The organism is Algibacter sp. YIN40 (genome assembly GCF_057219435.1).
In genome coordinates this window covers 447,690-474,055 of sequence record NZ_JBXVVC010000003.1, presented here as the reverse complement: position 1 = coordinate 474,055, position 26,366 = coordinate 447,690, and the positions used below count along the sequence as shown (strand labels likewise).

Sequence of the window (26,366 nt, the reverse complement as noted above, 5' to 3'; positions counted from 1 at the left end):
CAAAAAATTTATACATTGTATTACTTTTTACTAACTAAAAACTAATTAATATGACAGAATCATCATCAAACAAACCTCCAATTTGGTTTTGGATTGTAAGCGTTATTGCACTAGTTTGGAATGGCATGGGCGTTAATGCTTATTTACAGCAAGCTTATAATACTGAAAGTTATCAAGCAATGTATACCGAGGAACAACTCGAAATTGCATTGAATATGCCTTCTTGGGTTACAGCTGCTTTTGCCATAGCTGTATTTGCAGGAGCACTAGCCGCCATTGGATTATTACTAAGAAAAAGTTGGTCTGTTAAATTATGGCTACTGTCTTTATTAGCGGTAATTATACAAATGGGCTATATCCTGATTAATGGTTATGCATCAAGCATTGGCATGACAATTATGATAATAATTTTCGCTCTTATTTTCGTTTGGTTTTCAAGGAAATCGGAAGCCAATGGTTGGTTATCTTAAAAAGACTAAAGTCAGTTTGAACGCAGTCGAAAACAATAAAAATCTAAATATCTAAGTATTTCGACGGCGTTCAATGTGACACTCTATTATTTATGCCTTCCTATGAGTTCTTTTTCAATATCTTTTAAAGTGAAGCCCTTTGCTTGTAAAAGCATAAGGTAATGAAACATTAAATCTGCTGATTCATAGAGAAACAATTCATCATTATTGTCCATAGCTTCAATAACTGTTTCAACTGCCTCTTCTCCTACTTTTTGAGCCACTTTATTGATTCCTTTTGAAAACAGACTTGCCACATAAGATTTTTTAGTGTCTTTATTTGCTATACGTTCCGCAATGACATCTTCTAATGTTGAAAAAAAACCATAAGACGAATTATTTTCTTCCTTCCAACAAGTATCAGTTCCTGTATGACATGTAGGCCCCATTGGATTAACCTGAATTAAAAGTGAATCATTGTCACAATCGTTTTTAATATCAACAAGATTTAGGAAATTACCACTTTCTTCTCCCTTGGTCCAAAGTCGCTGTTTACTTCTGCTAAAAAAAGTTACTTTTTTAGTTTCTAATGTTTTTTGATAAGCAACTTGATTCATATAGCCTAACATCAAAACCTTTTTTGTTGTTGCATCTTGAATTATTGCTGGGACTAAGCCCTTTGAGTCGTATTTAATTACCATAATCTTATTTTGTATGATGCTGAAACAAGCTCAGCACGATGACTAAAGTCGTACTTCTATATTATTTGCTTTTAATTCTTTTTTTAATTCTAGAATAGGAATTTCGCCAAAGTGAAAAACACTTGCAGCCAAAGCAGCATCTGCTTTTCCATCTTTAAAGGTGTCTACAAAATGTTGAACATTTCCAGCACCACCAGAAGCTATTATTGGAATATTTAATTCTTTCGATAATTTAGCTAAAGCCACATTTGCAAAACCATTTTTGGTGCCATCATGATTCATTGAAGTGAATAAAATTTCTCCTGCTCCTCGCTTTTCAACTTCTTTTGCCCATTCAAATAAATCGATATTGGTAGGAATACTCCCACCTGCTAAATGGACTTTCCATTGGCTATCTAATTGTTTTGCGTCAATAGCTACCACCACACACTGACTTCCAAATTTATCTGCTAGTTCATTTATCAATTCGGGTCTTTTTACTGCTGATGAATTAATCGACACTTTATCTGCTCCACATTGCAACAAAGCATCAACATGCTCCACACTAGAAATACCACCACCGACTGTAAAAGGAATATTCACTTGTTCTGCCACATGCAAAACCATGTCCAAAACAGTTGCTCTTCCTTCTAAGGTAGCCGATATATCTAAAAACACTAATTCATCTGCTCCATGGTCTGCGTATTGTTTGGCTAATACTACAGGGTCTCCTGCGTCACGTAAATCAACAAAATTGACACCTTTTACAGTACGTCCATTTTTAATGTCTAAACAAGGAATAATTCGTTTTGTTAGCATTACATAAATTTTTCTAATTGTTGAAGACTAATTCTATCTTCATAAATTGCTTTACCAATAATAACACCTTCGCACCCTAGTTCGATTAGTTTTGGCAACTCATCAATATGAGAAATACCGCCAGATGCTATTAATTTAATGGATTGATCGCTACTAGTATTAGTGCATTTTGATATAATTTCTTTGTATAAATCAAAAGAAGGTCCTTCTAACATACCGTCTTTTGAAATGTCTGTACAAATTACATATTGAATACGTTTTTTTTGGTATTCCTTAATAAAAGGTATTACATCTTCAGAACTATCTTCTTGCCAACCACTTATTGCAATCTTTCCATTATTACTGTCTGCTCCTAAAATAATTTTTTCACTTCCGTATTTATTAATCCAACCTTCAAAAGTCTGAGGGTCATTTACAGCAATACTACCTCCAGTAATTTGCCTAGCTCCTGAGTTAAAGGCTATATGTAAATCTTCATTAGCTTTTAAACCTCCTCCAAAATCAATCTTCAATTTAGTCTTAGTAGCAATTTGCTCTAGGACCTTATAATTCACTATATGTTTTGCTTTGGCGCCATCTAAATCTACTAAATGCAAATATTCAATACCTGAAGCCTCAAACATTTTAGCAACTTCTAACGGATTTTCATTATACACTTTTTTAGTCTCATAGTCTCCTTTAGTTAAGCGAACACATTTCCCGTCTATAATATCTATTGCTGGTATTATTCTCATTTCTTTAAGCTAATTGCTTTTGGCTTTTAGTTATTAGCAACATGCTGATAACTATAGGTTATTTATAAATTCAGAAAGTTCTCTAATATTTTTGCTCCTGCTAAACTACTTTTTTCTGGATGAAACTGAACACCATAAAAATTATTATGCTTTAATGCCGATGCATAGTTTAATCCATAATCTGTGGCGGCAATAGTTTCATCACAATGTTCGGCGTAATAGCTATGCACCAAATACATATATTCATTTTCATTAATACCCTCAAACAAATGAGATTTCAAGTTTTTAATAACATTCCAACCCATCTGAGGTACTTTTAAATCATTCGAAAAGCGTTTAACATCAGTTTGAAATATTCCAAGTCCTTCTGTATTGCCCTCGTTAGTATAGTTACACATAAGCTGCATACCTAAACAAATCCCTAAAACAGGTTGTTTAAGTGTAGGTATTAATTTGTCTAAACCACTTTCCTTTAGCATTTTCATTGCGCTACTTGCTTCTCCTACTCCAGGAAAAATGATTTTATCTGCTGCCTTTATTACCTTAGGATTATCAGATAAAATCGCATCTATACCTAACCTCTTAAAAGCAAATTGTATACTTTTAATGTTTCCTGCTCCGTAATTTATAATGACTAACTTCATTTGTTCTCGATACAATTTCTCACCCTTCGAAACCTTTCGAAGTGACAATTTCTACAACATTCCTTTTGTACTTGGTAAAAACATTTTATTCGCATCTCTTTTTACAGCCATTTTCATAGCTTTTGCAAATGCTTTGAATATGCCTTCTATTTTGTGATGTTCGTTAACGCCTTCAGCCTTTATATTTAAATTACATTTAGCACCATCTGTAAACGATTTGAATAAGTGGTAAAACATTTCGGTAGGCATATCCCCTATTTTTTCGCGTTTAAACTCAGCATCCCATTCTAACCAATTTCGTCCTCCAAAATCAACTGCTACTTGTGCTAAACAATCATCCATAGGCAAACAGAATCCGTAGCGTTCAATACCTAATTTATTGCCAAGAGCCTTATTAAATAATTCTCCCAACGCAATCATAGAATCTTCGATTGTATGGTGCTCATCGACTTCTAAATCGCCATCTACTTTAATCGTTAAATCCATAGCGCCATGACGCCCTATTTGGTCCAACATATGATCGAAAAAAGATAAACCCGTGTCAATGTTATTAATACCTGAACCATCTAAATTTAATTTTATATATATCTGAGTTTCATTAGTGTTTCGGGTAATTTCTTCAACACGATCTTTAAGTTTTAAAAACTCATATATTTCTGTCCAATTTGTGCTTTTTAAAGCAATACAATCTAAAATTTCTTGTTTAGAGCTTTCAATTTCATCTGCCCCTAATTCTACATCTTCAGACAAAAATACACCTTTAGCTCCCAAATTCTTAGCTAATTCCATATCCGTAATTCTATCACCTAAAACAAAGGAATTTGATAAATCATATCCTTCTGAGAAGTATTTCGTCAATAAACCTGTTCTTGGTTTTCGTGTTTCGGCATTTTCGTGAGGAAATGTTTTATCAATATGAACTGCAGAAAATACCACACCTTCTTTAGCAAAAGCATCAATTATTTTATTTTGAGCAGGCCAAAATGTATCCTCTGGAAAAGAATCTGTGCCTAATCCATCTTGATTAGTTACCATCACTAATTCATAATCCAATTCACTAGCTATTTTAGCCATGTATTGAAATACCTTTGGATAGAACTCTAACTTCTCTAAACTATCTAATTGATAATCTACTGGTGGCTCTAATACTAATGTGCCGTCTCTGTCTATAAAAAGTACTTTCTTCATTTTTCTGTCATTCCTGCAAAGGCAGGAATCTATTTTAAATTATGTAATCCATTTTGGATTCCGCAACAAGTGCGGAATGACAAATTATTCTAATTCTTTCAAAGCTTTAATTAAAACTTTGTTTTCAGATTCAGTTCCAATTGTAAAACGCAAACAATTTTCGCATCCAGGTTGTGTTGTTCTATTTCTAATTACTATGCCTTTTTCAATCAATTGATTGTAGCGCATTGTAGCATCATCAACTTTGGCTAACACAAAATTAGCATCAGAGGGATATATTTTTGATATAAAATTAATCTTATTTAGTTTTTCCGTCAAAATATCTCGTTCTTTCAGGATAACTTCTACTTGTTTATGTGTTAACTCATTCATCTCTAATTGTGAAATCGCTTTTTGCTGCGTTAACTCATTCACATTATATGGAGGTTTTATACGATTTAAAACCGAAATAATTTCTTCTGACGCATAACAAATTCCTAAACGAATACCTGCCATGCCGTAGGCTTTTGAAAGCGTTTGCGTAACAATTAAATTAGGTAATTCGCCAAATCTACTAACCCAACTTTCTTCATTTGAAAAATCAATATAAGCTTCGTCAATAACAACAATACCTTCAAACTCTTTGATCAACCGTTCTATAGATTTAGTTTGAAAACTATTTCCTGTTGGGTTGTTTGGTGAACACAAAAACAATAATTTTGAATTAGTATCGGCAATTTCTAGAATCTCATCAACTTTAGGCTGAAAATCAGCATCTAATTGTACACTTTTAATTGAGATGGCATTGATATTAGCCAACACACTATACATCCCATATGTAGGTGGTAATGTGATGATATTATCCTGATTTGGTTCACAAAAAGCACGATAAATTAAATCTAAAACTTCATCACTTCCATTGCCTAAAAGGATATTCTGCTGTGGAATAGCTTTAATTTTGGAAAGTAAAGATTTTACAGTCCGTTGCTGTGGATCTGGATAGCGGTTAACGCCATTTTCAAACGGATTTTCATTTGCATCCAAAAACACCATTGCATCACTATTACCTTGATATTCATCTCTTGCAGATGAATATGGTTTTAGGGCTTTTACTGTTGGCCTTATTAAATCTTGAATGTTCATTTTTTTTTTCGTCACACTGAACTTGTTTCAGTATCTCATTTAATTGTTATTTGTGCCATACTGAAACGAGTTCAGCTTGACGACGCTTTTACTTTTTCAAATCTTTTAATCTAATTGAGACTGCATTTTTATGCGCTTGTAAGCCTTCTGCTTCTGCCATTAATTCAATGGTCTCTCCAATATTCAAAAGACCTTCTTTAGATATTTTTTGAAAAGTCATACTTTTTGTAAAACTATCTAAATTAACTCCAGAATAGGCTTTTGAAAACCCATTTGTTGGTAAGGTGTGATTGGTTCCTGAAGCATAATCGCCAGCACTCTCTGGGGTGTAATCGCCAATAAATACTGACCCTGCATTACAGATGCCATTCACATATAAATCTTCATTTTTAGAACAAATAATAAAATGTTCTGGCCCGTATTCATCAATTAATTCTAATGCTAAAACATCATTTTCAACATAAATTAACTTTGAGTTAGCCATAGCTTTTTCCGCGATTGCTTTACGTGGAAGCACTTCTAATTGCTTTGTTATTTGCTCTGAAATTTCATTAATTAAACGCTCTGAAGTAGAAACTAAAATCACTTGACTATCAGTACCGTGCTCTGCTTGACTTAACAAATCTGATGCTACATATGATGCATTTGCAGTTTCATCAGCAACTACAAGCAACTCACTTGGTCCGGCAGGCATGTCTATAGCTACACCGTACTTGGTTGAAAGCTGTTTTGCCACCGTTACAAATTGGTTACCAGGACCAAAAATTTTATACACTTTTGGAATTGTTTCAGTGCCAAAGGTAAATCCCGCAATAGCTTGAATCCCTCCTACTTTTATAATTTTTGTAACTCCACAAATATTAGCAGCAAACAATATTTCTGGCGCTAATTTTCCTTCTTTATTTGGAGGAGAACATAAAACAATTTCCTTACATCCAGCTATTTGAGCTGGTACAGCTAACATTAAAACTGTTGAAAATAATGGTGCGGTTCCTCCAGGTATATATAAACCAACTTTTTGAATTGGTCTTTTTTCCTGCCAACACTGCACACCAGGTGTTGTTTCAATATCTATTTTAGGTGTTTTTTGTGCAACGTGAAATGCTTTAATATTTTCTTTTGCCTGTATAATTGCACTTTTAAGCTTTTCGGGGATTTGTTCAATTGCAATTTCAATTTCTTCTGAAGTTACCCTATTAGATTCCAAAGAAATCCCATCAAACTTATTAGTGTACTTTTTAATTGCGTCATCACCCTCATTAGATACTTCAAGGAATATTTCATTGACAATACCCTCAATATCATCCACAGTTTGTGTTGGACGCTTTAAAATAGACGCCCATTCACTTTTTTTAGGATTATTAATTACTCGCATTCTTATTTAACTTTGAGTTAAAATCATGAGATTCCTGCCTTCGCAGGAATGACAAAAATCTAGTTTAGAGTACCATCTTTTCAATTGGGCAGACTAAAATACCCTGAGCACCTTTAGCCTTAAGTTCATCAATCACGTCCCAAAATTCATTCTTACTTATTACAGAATGTACAGAACTCCAGCCTTCTTCGGCAAGAGGTAAAACCGTTGGGCTTTTCATTCCTGGCAATACATTTATTATATCCTCAATTTTTTCATTGGGAGCATTAAGCAATATATACTTTGATTGCCTTCCTTTTAAAACAGATTTAATTCTGAATTGTATTTTATCTAATATAGTTTGTTTTTCTTTACTTAAAATAGGCGAAACAGCTAGTACTGCTTCCGATTTTAATATAGTTTCAACCTCTTTTAAATTGTTTTTAAACAAGGTGCTTCCACTAGAAACAATATCACAAATAGCATCTGCTAATCCAATATTAGGTGCAATTTCCACTGATCCATTAATAATATGAAGATTAGCATTTACATTGTTTTCTTCTAAAAACAATTGAACGGTATTTGGATATGATGTTGCAATACGCTTCCCTTCTAAATCTTTTATATTACTATAGCTAGCAGATTTTGGTACCGCAATACAAACACGACATGTTGAAAAACCTAGTTTTTCAACAACGTTAATATCGTTCCCTTTTTCTATTAAAACATTCTCACCAATAATAGCTGCATCTACCACACCATCTTTTAAATACTGCGGAATATCTCCATTTCGCAGATAGAAAACTTCAACGGGGAAATTTCTTGCCGAGGCTTTTAATTGATCTTTCCCATTATCGATGGAAATACCAATATCTTTTAAAATACGCATCGAGTCTTCATTTAATCGACCTGATTTTTGAACTGCAATTCTTAATTTACTCATTGTTAATTTTGTTATGAGTTTGAAACAATCTAGCTAAAATTAAAAAATAAAAACCCGCTTGATTGTCTCAAACGGGTTTAAAATATGTTGATTCTATTCAATACATTTTCATTTCGCTTGAGAGCAAATATGAAAATGATGATGTAATTGAATAAAAGTCATGTCTTTTGGTTACTATACAAATATGCAAAATATTAGTTTAAAAATCCAAACTATGGAAACGAAATTTATAAATATTAAATATTCTGTATTTTTCGTTAACTAAAATTATATATAATTCAAAAATAATTAATACTTAGCTGAAATTTTTAATTTGACATTATTGATTCCCCAATATAATTGGCATACCACTATCTCCAGAACCAATAACAATTACTTTACTATTTTGAGATTCTGAAAGCTTAACTGTAGCTTCTATACCTTTATCTTGAAGAATCTTATCTGTTAATGATGCACTTAAAATTCTGTTTGATTCAGCTTTACCTTTTGCTTCAATAATTACTTTCTCAGCTTCTTTTCTTGCGCTTTCAAGTCTAAATTCATATTCTAAAGATTCTTGCTCTTGCTTTAATTTACGCTCAATAGCTTCCTTAATTGTTGGTGGTAAAGTTACATCTCTTACTAACACCTCATTTAATTGAACATATTGTTTATCAAGTATTTTCCTAGTTTCTTCAAAAATTTCAACTTGAATGGCGTCACGTTTAGTTGAATACAAATCGTCTGGGGTATAACGTCCAATAACACTTCTTGCTGCACTGCGAATAGCTGGTTGAATAACACGCTGTAAATAACCTTGCCCAAGAGACTGGTGCAAATTACCTAATTCATTGTAAACAGGCTCATACCAAGCCGAAGCATCAATTTGAATTTCTAATCCGTTTGATGATAATACTTTCATTTTTTCAAAAAGTTCTTGTTGTCTTACTTCATATACATATACCTTATTCCAAGGTGCAACAATATGAAACCCTTCTCCCATTGGTGGCTCATCAGTAACAACACCATCTCCAAAGGTTTTAAATAAAACTCCAGCTTCACCAGAATCTATGGTTACTGCAGATTTAGCTAATAATACAACAAGTACAATGGCTACAATTATTACTGGTAGCGCTACTTTTGGTAATTTTTCCATGCTTTATTTTACTTTAAATTAATCCGTTATATTTTCTTAAAAACCATTCTAAACTTAAGCATAATGCTATAATAATTAGTAGGTATTTCCAATCTATCAAAGGTATGGTTTTTTTGACGCTTTTTTGGATTGGAAGGAAGCGATTATCATTTAATAATTCATCAATAATTCTTTCAGCATCATTAATAAAAAGACTTGTACCTGAACTGTTAGTAGCCATTTGTTGCAACTTTGTTACATTAGCATTCATAAATTGTTGTTCAACGTTATATTCCAATATTTCGAAATTTCCAGACTTGGACACGTTTTCACCGGTAACACTAACGATAAAACTATAATTGGATGCTGGCAAACTACTTAAATTTACTTGGTAATTACTGTTTTTTAAAATGAAAGGAAAGGTCTTCTTTTGGTTAGAATTTAAATCGGTGACTACAATTTTTAAATTTTGTCTTGCATCAAAAATATAATTCTTATCAAAGAACTGCCCTTTAATAATAATGCTACTGCTCGCATTATAAAACGACTCATAATCGACATCTAGTCTACTTCTTCGCTTATTAGATGATAAATATTGAACTAACTTACCTATGAAATTATCAAATTCATTAAAAGATTGATTATTCATAAAACTCTGAGCGCGCCATTGCCAAATGTTTTCTCCAAACAATATCGCTTCTCTTCTACCACCAGTTTCGAAAGTTGCTAATAAAGGTTCTTCGAGCCTAACACTATTTAAAGATTTAAATAAAATAGTTTGAGATGGTAAAGAAAAAGATATGGATCCGTAGTTAGATTTTAAAGGGGGAAAGTCTTCAAAATTCATATCACCAATATAAAAAGGTGTGTAATTAACATTTAAATTTCCTTGATAATCTTCTACTTGATAAGTAACTTCATGCTTGAAATTTTCATAATTGTTATTTACAAAGTTTAAATCTGTTTTAGTACCTACAATTATAAAGCTATTTTTGTTTTCACTTTTTAACTTATCAATCATGTTTTTAAAACTATTATTAGGTTGATAAATCACAATTAATTGAAAATCATTTATTTGACTAGTAATTTCATTAGGCCTTAAAAACTTGACTGTACGTTGTTCATTGCTTTCGATACTCTTTTTAAGAGCACCTAAATCGGGATGTGAAAAATCGCTTACTATAGCAATATTTGTCTTTTGATCAATAACTTCTAGGGCAAAATTCTTTGTATTGTTTACTATGTTTTTTTCGGTTTTTAAAGGAACAACTTGCGCTTTAAAAGCATTAACCCCTACTCTTGAAGAAGGTATGGTGAAATTTATAACTTTCGAATTATTCTCTTCTGTGAACCGCACAGGCTCAGAATAAACTGTTTTACTCCCTGAGGTTACCACAAATCTGGTATCAATACTTTTATTGCCGTTATAAGCAATTATAGTTTCAACTGGAAAACTATTCTTTAAATAGGCATATTTATTAACGTTTAATTGAGTGATTTTTACATCTGTATATTTAATTGTGTCACCAACAATAATAGGATAAATTGGTTGCTCAAATTCTTTGGTTATAAACTCATAATCTGCACCATATGTTTGGTTTCCATCAGTTATTATTACCGTTGGAGAAATAGTTTCCTTATAGATTTGGTGTAACTGATTAAATACTTGGCTAATATTTGTTTGATTTTCAGTAAACCCAATCGAATCTGATAATGTAATATCGCTCCCGAACGTATAAGCTTCAAGGCTAAATTTCTCTTTGATTGATTGATTACTTTTTAGAAATTTCACAAAGCTTCTAACTTTATTATCATAATTCAAATACCTTATCGAACTTGAATTATCTACGGCAACTACCAAATTTGGCTTTTCAGTGAATAATTGTTGGCTTTCAAATTTTGGATTTATAAGCAATAACAATATTAAAAAGATGGTAATAAACCGAAGAATCGTAACAATTAGTATAAATTTGGATTTGTTTTTTGCTCTATATTTATATTGAAAAAGCGCTATAAATAGCGCTAATATTCCCGCAAATATGATGTATAATAGAGTTTCTGAACTCATTAAAAGATTCTATATATTTTGATGAGATTCCCTCCTTCGAGGGAATGACAAATAAGCTTAAGTTAACATTCCACCATCTACATTTAATGTTTGCCCTGTAACATAAGCACTCATATCACTGGCTAAAAACACACAAACGTTGGCTATATCTTCAGGAGTACCACCGCGTTTTAAAGGAATTCCAGCACGCCATCCTTTTACAACTTCTTCGTCTAATTTCGCTGTCATTTCAGTTTCAATAAATCCAGGAGCAACTACGTTGCTTCTTATATTTCTCGAACCCAGTTCAAGTGCTACAGATTTAGAGAACCCTATAATTCCAGCCTTTGAAGCAGCATAATTAGTTTGTCCCGCATTTCCTTTTACACCAACAACAGAACTCATATTGATAATAGAGCCTTTGCGTTGTTTAAGCATAGTACGCTGTACAGCTTTCGTCATATTAAAAACTGACTTTAGGTTTACTTCAATGACCTTATCAAAATCTTCTTCAGTAATACGCATTAATAAGTTGTCTTTTGTAATTCCTGCATTATTTACTAAAATATCAATACTGCCAAATTCTGATACAACATCTTCAGCTAATTTTTGTGCTTCATCAAAACTAGCTGCATTACTTTTATAACCTTTAGCTCTAACGCCTAGTGCATTTAGCTCTTTTTCTAATTTATTTGCCGCATCTACAGAAGAACTATATGTAAATGCAACATTCGCACCTTGTTCAGCAAAAACTTCTGCTATTCCTTTTCCTATACCTCGACTTGCTCCAGTGACAATTGCTGTTTTTCCTTCTAGTAATTTCATAAATAAGTTAGGTTAATTGTAATTTATTCTAGTTGTATTCAAATATAACAAATACAAATTGTTTGAAATAAAAAAACCTCACAAGATTTTGTGAGGTTTTGAAAATTGATTTTTTATTTTTTAAGCTAAAACTTCAGCTATTTTTTTTCCAATTTCAGCAGGAGAATCAACAACATGAATACCACAAGCTCTCATAATTTTCTTTTTGGCTTGTGCAGTATCATCACTACCTCCAACAATGGCACCAGCATGACCCATAGTTCTTCCAGCAGGAGCAGTTTCTCCAGCAATAAATCCAACTACTGGTTTTTTACTTCCACTTGATTTATACCAATTAGCGGCATCCGCTTCCAATTGACCGCCAATTTCACCGATCATTACAACCGCTTCGGTTTCTGGATCATTAATTAATAACTCAACAGCTTCCTTAGTTGTTGTTCCAATTATTGGATCTCCACCAATACCAATAGCAGTAGTAATTCCTAATCCCTGTTTTACAACTTGATCTGCCGCTTCATAAGTTAAAGTTCCTGATTTAGAAACAATACCTACTTTACCTTGTTTAAAAACAAAACCTGGCATAATACCAACCTTAGCTTCACCTGGTGTAATAACACCTGGGCAATTAGGTCCAATTAATCTACAATCTTTATTTTTTATATAACTTGAAGCCGTTATCATATCAGCAACAGGAATCCCTTCAGTTATAGTAATTATTACTTTAATACCAGCATCTGCAGCTTCCATTATAGCATCGGCAGCGAAAGCTGGTGGCACAAAAATTATAGTAGTATCCGCATCAACCCCATTAACCGCTTCGAGAACTGTATTAAATACAGGTTTATCCAAATGTGTTTGACCACCTTTTCCTGGTGTAACACCTCCCACTACATTGGTTCCATACTCTATCATTTGGCTAGCGTGAAATGTTCCTTCACTACCTGTAAACCCTTGAACTATTATTTTTGAATCTTTATTTACTAAAACACTCATTTTTTATTTTTTTAATTTTGAAAAGCTATGCAAAAATACTTTTTTGAAGCTAGAATTAAGTCTAAATTATTTTATTTTTTTAATCGTCGATAAAATCTCAGGGATTCTTTTAATTGAAGCCATTTCTTTTAAAACAAGACGTGCCTCTTGTGCTGGGACACCCCAATATGTTTTACCTCCTTCCAAGGATTTACTAATTCCTGCCTGAGCATGTACTACTGCCTTTTTACCAATAGTAATACCACTAGTACATCCAACTTGACCCCAGATGGTTACTTCATCTTCAATAACTACACAACCAGCTATACCTGCATGAGAAGCTATTAAACATTTCTTTCCAACAACTGTGTCGTGACCAATTTGTATTTGGTTATCTAATTTAGACCCTTCTCCAATAATAGTATCTCCCGTAACACCTCTATCTATAGTGCACCCAGCTCCTATATCTACATTGTCCTTAATAACCACACGTCCACAAGATTTTAATCTATCATAGCCTTCAGGTCTATTTTTGTAATAAAATGCATTTGCACCTAAAACTGTTCCAGAATGAATTGTAACATCATTTCCTATAACAGCATCGTCATAAATACTCACGTTAGAATGGATGATGCAATTATCGCCAATAACAACATTATGTCCTACAAAGCAATTGGGTTGAATAGTGGAGTTTTTTCCAATATTTGCAGTGTCTGCTATACCTCTATTCGAAGATTTAAATGGTTTAAAATAATCCGTAAGTTTATTGAAATCTCTAAATGGGTCATCACTTACTAATAAAGCTTTTCCTTCAGGACATTCAACTTCCTTATTAATTAGGATAATTGTTGCTGCAGAATTCAGTGCCTTATCGTAATATTTAGGATGATCAACAAATACAATATCTCCTGGTTCTACAACATGAATCTCATTCATGCCTAAAACTTGAAAATTATCATCCCCTACAAAATCAGAATCAATTAATTCTGCTATTTGCCTTAAAGTATGTGGTTTAGGAAACTTCAAAAGTTATTCTTTAATACGTTCTTTATAGGTTCCTTTTTCAGTTTCAACTTTTATTTTGTCACCCTCATTAATAAATAATGGAACATTGACCTCTGCTCCAGTTTCAACTGTTGCCGGCTTTGTAGCATTGGTTGCTGTATTACCCTTTACCCCAGGTTCCGTATGCGTAACTTCCAAAATAACACTGGCAGGCATTTCAACAGATAATGGTAAATTATCTTCCGTATTAATTAAAACTGTTACAACTTCTCCTTCTTTCATTAAGTCTGGTCTATCTAAAGCTGCTTCTAATAACCGAATTTGAGTATAATCTGCTTCATTCATAAAATGATAAAATTCACCATCACTATACAAGTACTGAAATTTATGCGTTTCTACTCGAACATCTTCAATTTTATGACCTGCTGAAAATGTATTATCAATAACCTTTCCAGTGGTGACACTCTTTAATTTAGTTCTAACAAAAGCAGGACCTTTACCTGGTTTTACATGCAGAAATTCAATAATTTTAAAAATATCATGATTATATTTTATACATAATCCGTTTCTAATATCACTTGTACTTGCCATTCTTAATTGTTGCGTTATTTATTTGTTATTTGTTGAGCTGCTAACTCTTGCTATATTTTCTATTATCCTATAAATAAATTTAGTTTGATTTGAAGTACCCCTTCATAATTCCACGATGAGAATTCTTGATAAATTGAAGAATTTCATCGCGCTCAGGAGTAGCTTCCATTTCCGCCTCAATTATTTCTGAAGCCTGGGTGTTGTTATAATTTTTTTGATATAGAATTCTATATATATTTTGAACTTCCCTAATTTTTTCAGTTGAAAACCCACGTCTTCTCAAACCAACTGAATTAATCCCTACATAAGATAGAGGTTCACGAGCGGCTTTAACATAAGGTGGAACATCTTTTCTCACTAGAGAACCACCAGTTACAAATGCATGGTTTCCTATGGAAACAAATTGATGCACGGCGGTCATACCTGCCAGTACTACATTATCTCCTACATTAATATGACCTGCTAAAGTACTATTATTAGAAAAAATACAATTGTTACCAACAATACAATCATGTGCAATATGACAATATGCCATTATTAAACAATTGTCACCAATAACGGTTTTCATCCTATCTGTAGTACCTCTATTGATAGTTACACACTCTCTAATTGTTACATTATTTCCTATTTCTACTGTAGTATCTTCATCATTATATTTTAAATCTTGAGGTACGGCAGAGATAACAGAACCAGGGAAAATGTTACAATTTTTACCAATTCTCGCACCTTCCATGATAGTAACATTACTACCTATCCATGTGCCATCTCCAATTTTAACATTGTTATGTATTGTTGTAAACGGTTCAATAACAACATTTTTTGCGATTTTCGCTCCTGGATGAACGTATGCTAAAGGTTGATTCATTTATTAGTTTTATTTTTGATCAATAAGAAAAATATTTTCGCTCGGTTTATTTTACTTTGGATATTTGAGCCATTAGTTCTGCTTCTGCGCATAATTTCCCATTTGCATAGGCATAACCTTGCATATGGCAAATCCCTCTTCTAATAGGCGTAATTAAAGAACATTTGAAAATTAAAGTATCTCCTGGAACTACTTTCTGTTTGAATTTTACCTTATCCATTTTCATGAAAAAAGTTAAATAGTTCTCAGGATCTGGCACTGTATTTAACACAAGTATTCCTCCTGTCTGCGCCATAGCTTCAACTATTAAAACTCCTGGCATTACTGGCGCACCTGGAAAATGCCCTTTAAAAAACTCTTCGTTCATAGTTACATTTTTCATTCCTACAACATGACTATCTGTAAGTTCAAATACTTTGTCTAGTAACAAAAATGGTTGTCTATGGGGTAACATTGCCATAATTTGATTAACATCCATTAAAGGTTGTTGATTCAAATCTATATTTGGCACATTATTACGACGTTCGTTTTTTATTATTTTAGATAATTTCTTAGCAAATTGTGTGTTTACAAAATGACCAGGTTTATTAGCAATAACTTTTCCTCTTATCCGAGTTCCTACCAACGCTAAATCTCCTAATACATCAAGCAATTTATGTCTTGCAGCCTCATTAGGGTGGTGCAAGGTTAGATTATCTAAAATACCATTTGGCTTTACAGCTATAGAATCTTTTTTAAATGCTACTTTTAGTCTTTCCATAGTCTCTGAAGATAATGCCTTATCCACATAAACAATAGCATTATTTAAATCGCCTCCTTTTATTAAACCATTCTCTAAAAGCATTTCTATTTCATGCAAAAAACTAAATGTACGCGCATTAGAAATATCTTTTTTGAAATCTGAAACTTTATTTAAAGTTGCATTTTGTGTTCCTAATACCTTGGTGCCAAAATCTACCATCGTAGTAATTTGGTATTCTTTAGCTGGCATCACAAGAATTTCACTCCCACTTTCCTCATCAACATATGAAACTATATCTGAAACCACAAACTCTTCTCTAAAAGCATCCAATTCTTCTACTCCTGCTTTTTCAATTGCTTCAACAAAAAACTTTGAAGACCCATCCATTATTGGAGGTTCAGATTCATTAAGTTCAATGATTGCGTTATCTATATCTAATCCAATAAGTGCTGCTAAAACATGTTCTGATGTTTGAATTGTTACACCATTTTTTTCTAAGCAAGTTCCTCTTTGCGTGTTGGTAACATAATTTGCATCGGCTTCGATTACAGGCGCACCTTCTAAATCAACACGTTTAAAGGCTAAACCTGAATTAGATGCAGCAGGCTTAAAAGTAAGTGTTACTTCTTTTCCAGTATGTAAACCTACTCCAGTTAAAGAAATCTCTTTCTTTATTGTTTTCTGTTTTATTTCAGTATTAACTATTGCCATTTACTTTTTTTTCTAAATCATTAAAGTTTTTTATAATTTTAGGTAGATTCTTAAAATGAACATAAGACTTATTATAATCTCCATAAGATAATGCTGGAGAACCTTGAAGTACTTCGTTATCTTTTATATTTCTACCTATTCCCGATTGGGCTTGTATTTTTACGTTATTTCCTATAGTAATGTGTCCAACAATACCTACTTGCCCTCCTATTTGGCAGTTTTCTCCAATTTTAGTCGAACCCGCAATCCCAGTTTGAGCTGCTATAACAGTGTTTTTGCCAATTTCTACGTTATGAGCAATTTGTATTTGATTATCCAATTTAGCACCCCTACGAATAACTGTTGAACCTAGGGTTGCTCTGTCAATTGTTGTCGCCGCACCTATATCTACAAAATCTTCTAAGATAACGTTTCCAGTTTGTGGAACCTTTGAATATTCCCCTTTCTCATTAGGTGTAAAACCAAAACCATCCGCACCTATTATCGCTCCAGAATTAATGACACAATTATTGCCAATAACACAATCAGAATAAATTTTGGCACCTGCAAAAACTATAGTATTATCACCCAAACTTACATTATCACCTATATAAACATTTGGAAATATTTTAACATTATCACTAATAGCTACATTATCGCCTATATAAGAAAAAGCACCTATATAAACATTCTCTCCATAAGTCGACGATTCAGAAATGAATGAAGGTTGCTCAACCCCACTTTTATTTAATTTTACTAAATTATAATACTCTAAAACCTTAGAAAATGCTGCATAAGCATCCTCAACTTTTATTAGAGTAGCGGCTATATTATTTTCAGGTTCGAATGTTTTGTTAACTATTGCTATTGAAGCTTGAGTAGTATATATAAATGGTGTATACTTTGGATTAGCGAGAAAAGTCAGAGATCCTTTCTCACCCTCTTCAATTTTTGAAAGTTTAGAAACTTCTACCTCAGCATCCCCAACGACATCACCTTCTAATATCTCTGCTATTTGTAGTGCTGTAAATTTCATCTATTAAAAAGCTGTTTTGTTAGCAAACCTGATATCATTAACACATTAAAAAGGAGGTTAACTATTGATGTTTTAGTTATACTCATTTCTTCCAAATAGGCTTGATTAGTATTCGTTAGTTTCCGCAAAAATAGGAAAAATGTGCTAAAGTTCTCCTTTGGGATAACATATATAATATTTGGTGATTGGTTTTGATAAAGGTTTCAAATTAAGTTGATCTGAGGACTTAACGATATCCTCAATTTTACCAGATTTATGCAATATATTAATATTCTTGTTTTTAATTCCGTAAGCCTGATTAGAAATATCACCTGTGAACACAAAGTACTTCGCTTCTTCTTTAGTTATATTATAATTTTCAATCAGGTTTACTAAATATTTTTCAAGGCTTGAGGATTTAATGAATTTACTTTTAATTTTCACTTTTAACAAATTCCTATTTATAATCATTTGGCACAAATGACTTAAAATAAAATCTTCATGAAATTGCCACTCTTTCATGGCACTAATAACATCATAATCATCAAGTTGTGAAAACATATCGAGTGTAGAATCACTGAAATTAGAACCTGAAATTTCATTATATAAAAAATAACTTAAAGCTTTACTTGAATTCAACTTTACGTCATTATTAACTAATTCTTTGGCCCGTTTTAAAACTCTAATTAAAAGTTGTTCTGCTACTAACCCTGTTTTATGTAAATATACTTGCCAATACATAAACCTTCTTGCCACAAGAAATTTCTCAACACTGTATATCCCTTTTTCTTCAACAACTAATGCATCATCAACCACATTTAGCATTGTTATTAATCGTTCACTATTTACATTGCCTTCAGCAACCCCTGTGTAAAAACTGTCTCGCCTTAAATAATCAAGTCTATCAATATCTAATTGGCTAGAAATTAATTGGCACATGAATTTCCTAGAATACTCTCCCTTGAAAATTTGAATGGCAAGCGTTAAACTTGAGTTAAATTCTTCATTCAATTTTTCCATAAAAAGCAACGAAACCTCTTCATGTGACACATTATTAACTATACTATGCTCCATCGCATGCGAAAAAGGACCATGACCAATATCATGCAATAATATAGCAACATACAGAGCATCTTCTTCTTCATTAGAAATTGTAACTCCCTTAAAACGAAGTATGTTAATAGCTTTTTGCATCAAATGCACACATCCAATAGCATGATGAAATCTTGTATGATGCGCTCCTGGATATACTAAATAGGACATGCCCATTTGCGTAATTCTCCGCAAGCGCTGAAAATATTTATGCTGGATTAAGTCGAAAATTAAGGAATTTGGAATAGTAATAAATCCGTAAATTGGGTCGTTTAAGATTTTAAGTTTATTCAAACTTTAATTTTTAGCATTTAATATTACAAATATAACTATATGAAGTCCATAATGGGCAACTGATAATAAAAACGCACTTAATATTAGAATAACTATGATAAATATACTTTGGGTTGATGATGAAATAGATTTATTAAAACCACATATTTTATTTCTTGAGCAAAAGAACTATAATGTTACAACTTGCAATAGCGGTACAGAAGCTATTGAAATTTTAGACGATAACAATTTCGATATTGTTTTTTTAGATGAAAATATGCCAGGTTTAACGGGTCTTGAAACTCTAAACGAAATTAAAGAGAAGCAGGATAACCTACCAGTAGTAATGATAACCAAAAGTGAAGAAGAATATATAATGGAAGAAGCTATTGGTAACAAAATAGCCGATTACCTTATAAAACCTGTAAATCCGAATCAGATTTTACTTAGTTTAAAGAAAAACTTGGATCATTCTAGATTAGTTTCTGAAAAAACGACTTCAAATTATCAGCAAGAATTCAGAAAAATAGCCATGGATTTAGCTATGGTAAACTCTTATGAAGAATGGGTTAACCTCTATCAAAAACTAATCTATTGGGAAATTCAACTAGAAGATATTGAAGACGCAGGTATGTTTGAGATTCTTGAATCACAGAAAAATGAAGCGAATATTCAATTTGGAAAATTTATTGATAAAAATTATGCAGATTGGTTTAAACCTAATACGGATGCTCCAATTATGTCACATACACTTTTTAAAGAAAAAGTGGTGCCAGAAATAAGCAAAGAACAGCCTACTATGCTTGTTGTTATTGATAATTTGAGGTATGACCAATGGAAAGTTTTTGAGCCTATTATAAATAATTATTATAAGAAAGAAAGCGAAGAAGCCTTTTTTAGTATACTACCAACTGCCACTCAATATGCAAGAAATGCTATATTTTCTGGGTTGATGCCTAGTGATATGGAAAAATTATTTCCGAACTACTGGAAAAATGATACGGATGAAGGCGGCAAAAATTTATTTGAAGCAGAGTTTTTACAGGCTCAAATGAAACGTTTAAGTCTTAACCATTTGAAGAGTGAATACTATAAAATTACAAATCTTAAATCTGGAAAAAAGTTAGTGTCTAATTTTAAATCACTAAAAAACAATGACTTAACAGTAATTGTCTATAATTTTGTTGATATGCTCTCTCATGCTAAAACCGAAATGGAAGTTGTAAAAGAATTAGCATCAAACGATAAGGCATACAGATCTCTAGCTCTTAGTTGGTTTAAAAACTCTCCACTTTTCGAAATGATTCAACAAGCACAACAACTTGGATTTAAATTAATACTTACTACAGATCATGGAACTATTAATGTAAAGAATCCTTCAAAAGTAATTGGTGATAGAGACACGAGTTTAAATTTACGCTATAAAACTGGCAGAAGTCTAACATACGATACTAAAGATGTACTCGTTGCAGAAAGACCAAAAGATATACATTTGCCATCTATTAATATGAGTAGCTCCTATATTTTCGCAAAGAGTGATTTATTCTTTGCCTACCCTAACAATTATAATCACTATGTTAGTTATTTTAGAAACACCTACCAACATGGTGGGGTTTCTTTAGAAGAAATGATTATTCCTTTTGCTGTTTTTACTCCTAAATAAATCTATGTAATGCAAAAATCATCGACGAAATACACTTTTTTCTAGGTTTTATCAATTTTAATTACTAATATTGCATAAAAATAAGATAATTGAAGATTGTTTATAATTTAGAAGATGTAGAAAGTGTTGCACAAGAACTAATTAATAGTGTCACTTCAAAAAGGGTATTGCTTTATGGCGATATGGGCGTTGGTAAAACAACACTTGTTAAAGCCATTGTGGCATCATTAAATAGTGATGACGAAGTTAGCAGCCCTACTTTTTCAATTGTTAATGAATATGAAATTAAAGATGGTCTTTTGTATCATTTCGATTTTTACAGAATTAAAGATTTAGAAGAAGCTTATAATTTTGGAATTGAAGATTATATATTTTCTGATGAATGGTGTATCATGGAATGGCCAGAAAAAGTAAAAAGTATTATCCCAGAACCTTATGATGTAATTCATTTAGAGTTAAATTCTGATGGTTCTAGAACAATAAAATTGAATAAAAAAGATAATATTAACCATAAAACCCTGCTTAGCAAACAAAGATAAACACTATTAAATGCCTCGAATTTTGAAGATTTACGGAAAACCCGTAGCCGAAAAATGAAAAAATCTTGTTTTTAACATAATTTTAACATTTAAGCGATTTCTTCAGATTACTCTTTAGTTACTTTTGGATTATTAATTAATTAATCCCTTATATTATGAAAACTAAAAAGTATTTAATTGCAATCGCAATTTTCGGGGGTATGTTGTTCTTAGCGCAAGCTGCTAATACATATAACGTAGATGCACAACAAACCGCAAAAATTAAAAAAGGAAAGAGACCAATCCACGCTGCCTAAGTCAACGTTGATTGGAAGCATAGTAGCTACACTTATAGCTATTACGCCTTATTTATTTTACTTATATGAAAGTGTTCCTGATAGTCAAGTCTGGGACACTTTTTTATTTACATATGATAGTGGAGTATGGGAAAGTGCTAATTATGCCATGTGGGTTTTAACAGGTAAGCTTATTCCTTTATTTTTACTTTTCGTATGGTTTTTTACCTGTAGACATTGGTGGTATCATACGCTTTTAGTTCCAATTGCAATGTATGCATATCAAATAGTTGATGTTTTCAACGTTAGCGTAAAATTTATTGATGAACTTCAATTAATTTATATGATTCCTATAATGGCAATTGTAATACCTTCTATTTATTTAATTAGAGCTCAGATATTTAACAAAGTTAATATAGCAAATAAAAGCATGCAAGAGCTAGAAGATGAATTTAAAATATCACCAAAGACTTTTTGGGATAAACTGAAAAATTATTTTTAGCTAGTTTAATCTATCTCGTTCTTCTAAATCTATACTCTTTTGATTTGTTTTTAGTTTGTAATTACCAAACTTGTAATTAAATCCAAAAGTAAAAAGTCTGTTTTCTCGATTACTTCTTATAAATATATCTTGATTTAGATATTTTGTAGTAGCACTAAAATTTTGTGTATTAAATAGATCAGAGATACCAACACTTAGTGAAGCCCTATTACTCCAAAGACTTTTCCTTAAACTAATATTTAGTCCAGAACTAGTACTTGTGTCTGTCGGCCCATCGTTTGTTGCCGATTGATATATATATTTAATATTAGCTGTCATGCTCTTATCTTTAAGAAAAGATAAGTTATTAACAATTTCGGCGTATACAGACCACTTATCACCTGTAAAAGAAGAATTATTATCAGTTATTAAATAAAAATTATTTTTATAATAAAACACTGAAGACAAAACATAGAGACTCCAATTATTTAAAACATTCTTGTAAGTTGTGAAATCTAATCCATAAGAAACAGAAACATCTGTATTTGTGTTTTTATATATTAATAAATTCTCTATATTATCTTGAAATATAAATTGAAGTGTTGGATCTTTTTCATAACGATAATACAACTCAAATGTATAGTCACTCTTAAAGGTATAGCCAAATATAAAAGTATCATCTATTTGTGGTTTTAAATTTGGGTCACCCACAACGTAAGCATTATCATTTATAAAATATTTAAAAGGATTTAACTGATTATATCTCGGTCTATGGATACGCTTATTATACTTAAAATAAATTTCATTATTATCGTTTAGGATATTTTGTATAGTAAATGACGGGAAAAACTTTACATAGCTTGTATTGTTTATTTGTTTAGTAGCTATCGAGTTTCCTTTAATATCTGTGTGTTCTATTCTAACACCCAATTTCAAACTCCAAACACTCCAATCTTTAGAATAATTAAAATATCCAGCATAATTTGTTTCATTATATAAAAACTCATCTGAGTTTTTTAAATCTTCTATTTTCATACCATTTTCAAAAGTATGCTGGTTTAAAATGTTCTTAGAATTAATATTTGAAACCTTAACTCCAGTATCTAACTGAGCAGAATCACTAATTGGCAATTCATAGTCTAATTGTCCTGCATATAATTTTATTAATTGACTAGAAAATGTTTGAAATCTGTTCTCAAGAAATGGATCGTCAATATTTGGTAAAAAATAATCAGTATCAACATTTTGAAAACTAGAAAAATCATAATTGGTGTGATGCATATTTAAAGAAATATTTTCTCCTTCTTTATTTAATTTATGCATATAATCAAAATTAAAAGCAAAATTAAAGGTTTCATCAACCTTACGATTAACAGTGTTAAACAAAGAGTTTAAAACTATCTCAGGATTAAAAATTTCAGTCATAGAGTTAGAAAAAGACTTCGTATTAGCCCTAGGAGCTATCAGCATCATAGAGGAAAAACCTACGCTATTTTTATGATCTAATTCATAATCAATATTAGCATTGATATTATGGTTTGTCGACTTACTTGATCTTTTAAAATCTGTATTCCAAATTGACGTAGTAAGATAATCATCATTCACATCCTCCTTAAAATTAATAAATTCGGTTGTTTTAAAATAATCTTTTCTTGGGCTAAGACTATAATTAAAATAAGTACTTAGTTTTTTAGTTTTAAAAAAATGACTTGTGCCAAATGAATACTTAGGAAATTGAGAACCTTGTTTGAAATCTCCAAAAACACTTCCATTATACCCAACTATTAAGTTTTTAGAAGTGATAATGTTTAACACTGAATTGCCTTCGGCATCATATTTTGCTGGTGGATTATCAATAACTTCAATAGACTTTATATTAGTAGCAGATGTACCTTCTAAAAGTTGTTGAATTTCACTTGAAGACAAGTACACTCTCTTATCATTAATATAAATAATTGGAGGCGATTGCTTTATTAGAATTATACCATTATTTAATACGACTCCTGGAGTATTTTTTAAAACATCCAACACATTACTATTAGACAAAGTTGAGTTTTCAACATTAAATACTAATCTATCAACTAATCTTTTAACCGTTGGCCTTTTAGCTATGACAGTTACTCCTTCTAGTTCTTGCGATTCTTCAACTAGCACTACAGTACCAATATCGCTATTATTAGAGAAATTTAATTTAATCGATTTTTTAGAATACCCTATAAAGCTTACTTCTAAAATATACTTGCCTGTTTTTATATCTTCAAGTTGAAAATATCCAACTTCGTCAGTTGATGTTCCAGCTACAAATGTAGAATCTGCAGCCAATTTCATTACGACATTTGCATATGCTATTGGCTGTTTGTTTTGATCATTAACTTTTCCTTCTATAATAGAATCTTGAGTATAACCAAATACACAAAAAAAAAGAAGAAAAAATGAAATTAACTTTTGAAGCATAAAATTACTTATCTATACAAACATAAAATAATTAATCCGAAAAGTTATGCGGTAAAGCCATAATAGTTTTTGTTGAAATTCCTACAGAATATTAAATATCAAAATACTATTTCCACGGTGATTTAAGCAATAATTTTAAATCATATGTAGTGTTTAAGAATTTTATTCGTAATTTCATTTTTCTATAACTAACCAGTATTATGTCTAAATCGTTATCCCCTTTTACGAAACAACAATTACTCCCACAGGAAGAGAAATTAGAAATATTTAAGAACAAAGGAGAGCTTTTTATTGGAATTCCGAAAGAAACAGATTATCAAGAAAGACGTGTTTGTTTGACTCCAGATGCTGTTTCAGATCTTGTAAATAATGGACATAGGGTTTTATTAGAATCTGGTGCTGGGGAAAGGGCAAGTTTTAGTGACAAAGACTACAGTGAAGCTGGCGCTGAAATATCGAAAGACACCTCAAAAGTATTTGCCTGCCCCATGATTCTTAAAGTTGAACCTCCTAGCTTAGAACAAATTAAACTTATAAACCCCCAAGCAATCCTTATTTCTGCCTTACAGTTAAAAACACAGAGTAAAAAATACTTCGAAGCTTTGGCTTCAAAAAGAATAACGGCATTAGCCTTTGAATTTATTAGAGATGAGGACGGTACTTACCCTGCGGTACGTTCATTAAGTGAAATTGCGGGTACAGCCTCTGTGTTAATTGCATCAGAACTTTTATCTGATGATAAACACGGAAACGGCCTAATGTTTGGAAACATTAGCGGTGTTCCTCCATTAGAAGTAGTGATATTAGGAGCAGGTACGGTAGGTCAATTTGCTGCAAGAAGTAGTATGGGACTTGGTGCTAATATTAAAGTGTTTGATAATTCAGTTACCAAACTAAGGCGCATTCAAAAAAATCTAGGTCGTCCTTTATTCACTTCTACCCTTCAACCAAAAAATCTAACTAAAGCACTAAAACGTTGTGATGTTGTGATTGGTGCTTTAAGAGGAACAAACCGTTCTCCTATTGTAGTTTCGGAAGGTATGGTTGAACAAATGAAAAAAAGAGCAGTTATCATTGACGTGAGTATTGATATGGGGGGGTGCTTCGAAACAAGTGAAGTCACAACACACAAACAGCCTACTTTTATAAAACATGGTGTTATACATTATTGCGTCCCTAATATTCCTGCTAGATACCCTCGTACAGCATCTGTATCTATAAGTAATATTTTTACGCCATATTTGTTAAAAATTGCAGAAGATGGTGGTATAGAAAATTCACTGCGTTTTGATAGAGGATTAAAAAATGGATTGTATTTTTACCACGGAATATTAACTAGTAAATCTGTTGGTGAATGGTTCGATTTAAAATATAGTGATGTCAATCTTCTAATATTTTAATTTAAAAAGACCCCTCTCTTTTACTGCATATCTATTAAATGAAATTAATACAACGCATTGGCTACTATTTGGGTGGTTTTTCAATTGGTCTAGTAATATTAGCCTTCTTTCTTAATGGTAAAAAAACATCTTGTAGTTATGGCCCTGAGTCAAGAGTTATGAAAAACATTAATTTAAAAAATATTGTCTATGATATTTCAATTGAAAACTCAGACTCGACTTTAATAAACCATATACTTAAAACTGGGAATATCAATTTCTCAAAAAGCAATACAAGACAAGAACCCTGTGGTGTTTATTTACTAGAAGGTAATTATAACGATCAAGAAGTTATGATGACGGTTGAAAATTGTGATAGTATTGCCACCATTAAAATCTTAAGTAAATAGC

Annotated in this window: 25 protein-coding genes; 6 read left to right on the top strand and 19 right to left on the bottom strand. The window is 31.8% G+C overall.

Features of this window, described 5'->3' with window-relative positions; genetic code table 11:
• Positions 1-50: 50 nt before the first annotated feature.
• The gene (locus AC2D6V_RS13015) at positions 51-470 is read left to right on the top strand and encodes a hypothetical protein (protein WP_484648636.1); all 420 of its coding nucleotides are present in this window, start codon (positions 51-53) and stop codon (positions 468-470) included.
• 86 nt (positions 471-556) lie between these two features.
• Here the strand turns inward: AC2D6V_RS13015 and hisIE are convergent, their stop codons facing one another.
• The 18 genes from hisIE to AC2D6V_RS12925 form a co-directional block, all read right to left on the bottom strand.
• Positions 557-1,150 (bottom strand): bifunctional phosphoribosyl-AMP cyclohydrolase/phosphoribosyl-ATP diphosphatase HisIE, encoded by a 594-nt coding sequence (gene hisIE / locus AC2D6V_RS13010; protein WP_484648635.1) that lies wholly within the window; start codon positions 1,148-1,150, stop codon positions 557-559.
• Between the two features lie 42 nt (positions 1,151-1,192).
• Complete coding sequence (gene hisF / locus AC2D6V_RS13005) at positions 1,193-1,948, bottom strand: imidazole glycerol phosphate synthase subunit HisF (RefSeq protein WP_484648634.1); 756 nt, start codon at positions 1,946-1,948, stop codon at positions 1,193-1,195.
• Entirely contained in the window at positions 1,948-2,682 is a 735-nt protein-coding gene (hisA, locus tag AC2D6V_RS13000; protein WP_484648633.1) for a 1-(5-phosphoribosyl)-5-[(5-phosphoribosylamino)methylideneamino]imidazole-4-carboxamide isomerase, read from the bottom strand. The genes hisF and hisA overlap by 1 nt, the downstream gene beginning before the upstream one ends.
• A gap of 62 nt (positions 2,683-2,744) precedes the next feature.
• Positions 2,745-3,326 carry an imidazole glycerol phosphate synthase subunit HisH gene (gene hisH / locus AC2D6V_RS12995; protein WP_484648632.1) on the bottom strand — a complete coding sequence of 194 codons (582 nt, stop codon included), beginning with the start codon at positions 3,324-3,326 and terminating at the stop codon, positions 2,745-2,747.
• Between the two features lie 51 nt (positions 3,327-3,377).
• Positions 3,378-4,514, bottom strand: coding sequence for a bifunctional histidinol-phosphatase/imidazoleglycerol-phosphate dehydratase HisB (hisB, locus tag AC2D6V_RS12990; protein WP_484648631.1), 1,137 nt, complete (start codon positions 4,512-4,514; stop codon positions 3,378-3,380).
• Between the two features lie 84 nt (positions 4,515-4,598).
• On the bottom strand, positions 4,599-5,636 hold the full coding sequence (gene hisC, locus AC2D6V_RS12985; protein ID WP_484648630.1) for a histidinol-phosphate transaminase: 1,038 nt from the start codon (positions 5,634-5,636) through the stop codon (positions 4,599-4,601).
• Positions 5,637-5,724: 88 nt separating this feature from the next.
• Entirely contained in the window at positions 5,725-7,011 is a 1,287-nt protein-coding gene (hisD, locus tag AC2D6V_RS12980; protein WP_484648629.1) for a histidinol dehydrogenase, read from the bottom strand.
• A 64-nt stretch (positions 7,012-7,075) separates the two neighbouring features.
• Positions 7,076-7,933: an ATP phosphoribosyltransferase gene (gene hisG / locus AC2D6V_RS12975; RefSeq protein ID WP_484648628.1), complete on the bottom strand. Its 858-nt coding sequence runs from the start codon at positions 7,931-7,933 to the stop codon at positions 7,076-7,078.
• Positions 7,934-8,252: 319 nt separating this feature from the next.
• Positions 8,253-9,068, bottom strand: coding sequence for a prohibitin family protein (locus AC2D6V_RS12970; RefSeq protein ID WP_484648627.1), 816 nt, complete (start codon positions 9,066-9,068; stop codon positions 8,253-8,255).
• A 13-nt stretch (positions 9,069-9,081) separates the two neighbouring features.
• Entirely contained in the window at positions 9,082-11,115 is a 2,034-nt protein-coding gene (locus AC2D6V_RS12965; RefSeq protein ID WP_484648626.1) for a VWA domain-containing protein, read from the bottom strand.
• Positions 11,116-11,172: 57 nt separating this feature from the next.
• Positions 11,173-11,919: a 3-oxoacyl-[acyl-carrier-protein] reductase gene (gene fabG / locus AC2D6V_RS12960; RefSeq protein ID WP_484648625.1), complete on the bottom strand. Its 747-nt coding sequence runs from the start codon at positions 11,917-11,919 to the stop codon at positions 11,173-11,175.
• Positions 11,920-12,039: 120 nt separating this feature from the next.
• Positions 12,040-12,912, bottom strand: coding sequence for a succinate--CoA ligase subunit alpha (gene sucD / locus AC2D6V_RS12955; protein ID WP_484648624.1), 873 nt, complete (start codon positions 12,910-12,912; stop codon positions 12,040-12,042).
• 66 nt (positions 12,913-12,978) lie between these two features.
• Positions 12,979-13,917 (bottom strand): UDP-3-O-(3-hydroxymyristoyl)glucosamine N-acyltransferase, encoded by a 939-nt coding sequence (locus tag AC2D6V_RS12950; protein WP_484648623.1) that lies wholly within the window; start codon positions 13,915-13,917, stop codon positions 12,979-12,981.
• 3 nt (positions 13,918-13,920) lie between these two features.
• Positions 13,921-14,487 (bottom strand): elongation factor P, encoded by a 567-nt coding sequence (gene efp, locus AC2D6V_RS12945; protein WP_484648622.1) that lies wholly within the window; start codon positions 14,485-14,487, stop codon positions 13,921-13,923.
• Between the two features lie 79 nt (positions 14,488-14,566).
• Positions 14,567-15,352: an acyl-ACP--UDP-N-acetylglucosamine O-acyltransferase gene (lpxA, locus tag AC2D6V_RS12940; RefSeq protein ID WP_484648621.1), complete on the bottom strand. Its 786-nt coding sequence runs from the start codon at positions 15,350-15,352 to the stop codon at positions 14,567-14,569.
• Between the two features lie 46 nt (positions 15,353-15,398).
• Positions 15,399-16,805 carry a bifunctional UDP-3-O-[3-hydroxymyristoyl] N-acetylglucosamine deacetylase/3-hydroxyacyl-ACP dehydratase gene (locus tag AC2D6V_RS12935; RefSeq protein ID WP_484648620.1) on the bottom strand — a complete coding sequence of 469 codons (1,407 nt, stop codon included), beginning with the start codon at positions 16,803-16,805 and terminating at the stop codon, positions 15,399-15,401.
• A complete protein-coding gene (gene lpxD / locus AC2D6V_RS12930; RefSeq protein ID WP_484648619.1) occupies positions 16,792-17,820 on the bottom strand; it encodes a UDP-3-O-(3-hydroxymyristoyl)glucosamine N-acyltransferase in 1,029 nt (342 codons plus the stop codon). The genes AC2D6V_RS12935 and lpxD overlap by 14 nt, the downstream gene beginning before the upstream one ends.
• Positions 17,821-17,964: 144 nt before the next feature.
• Positions 17,965-19,185 (bottom strand): HD domain-containing protein, encoded by a 1,221-nt coding sequence (locus AC2D6V_RS12925; RefSeq protein ID WP_484648618.1) that lies wholly within the window; start codon positions 19,183-19,185, stop codon positions 17,965-17,967.
• Positions 19,186-19,279: 94 nt separating this feature from the next.
• Between AC2D6V_RS12925 and porX the strand changes: the two genes are divergently transcribed.
• From porX to AC2D6V_RS12910, 3 genes are all read left to right on the top strand, one after another.
• Positions 19,280-20,827, top strand: coding sequence for a T9SS response regulator signal transducer PorX (gene porX, locus AC2D6V_RS12920; protein WP_484648617.1), 1,548 nt, complete (start codon positions 19,280-19,282; stop codon positions 20,825-20,827).
• An 89-nt stretch (positions 20,828-20,916) separates the two neighbouring features.
• Complete coding sequence (gene tsaE / locus AC2D6V_RS12915; RefSeq protein ID WP_484648616.1) at positions 20,917-21,366, top strand: tRNA (adenosine(37)-N6)-threonylcarbamoyltransferase complex ATPase subunit type 1 TsaE; 450 nt, start codon at positions 20,917-20,919, stop codon at positions 21,364-21,366.
• Between the two features lie 240 nt (positions 21,367-21,606).
• Positions 21,607-22,143, top strand: coding sequence for a hypothetical protein (locus AC2D6V_RS12910; protein ID WP_484648615.1), 537 nt, complete (start codon positions 21,607-21,609; stop codon positions 22,141-22,143).
• Here the strand turns inward: AC2D6V_RS12910 and AC2D6V_RS12905 are convergent, their stop codons facing one another.
• A complete protein-coding gene (locus AC2D6V_RS12905; protein WP_484648614.1) occupies positions 22,144-24,576 on the bottom strand; it encodes an outer membrane beta-barrel protein in 2,433 nt (810 codons plus the stop codon).
• 200 nt (positions 24,577-24,776) lie between these two features.
• On the opposite strand from AC2D6V_RS12905, the gene AC2D6V_RS12900 reads away from it, so the two are divergent.
• Together AC2D6V_RS12900 and AC2D6V_RS12895 are read left to right on the top strand one after the other, a co-directional pair.
• The gene (locus AC2D6V_RS12900) at positions 24,777-25,976 is read left to right on the top strand and encodes an alanine dehydrogenase (RefSeq protein WP_484648613.1); all 1,200 of its coding nucleotides are present in this window, start codon (positions 24,777-24,779) and stop codon (positions 25,974-25,976) included.
• 38 nt (positions 25,977-26,014) lie between these two features.
• On the top strand, positions 26,015-26,365 hold the full coding sequence (locus AC2D6V_RS12895) for a hypothetical protein (protein WP_484648612.1): 351 nt from the start codon (positions 26,015-26,017) through the stop codon (positions 26,363-26,365).
• Position 26,366 lies beyond the last annotated feature (1 nt).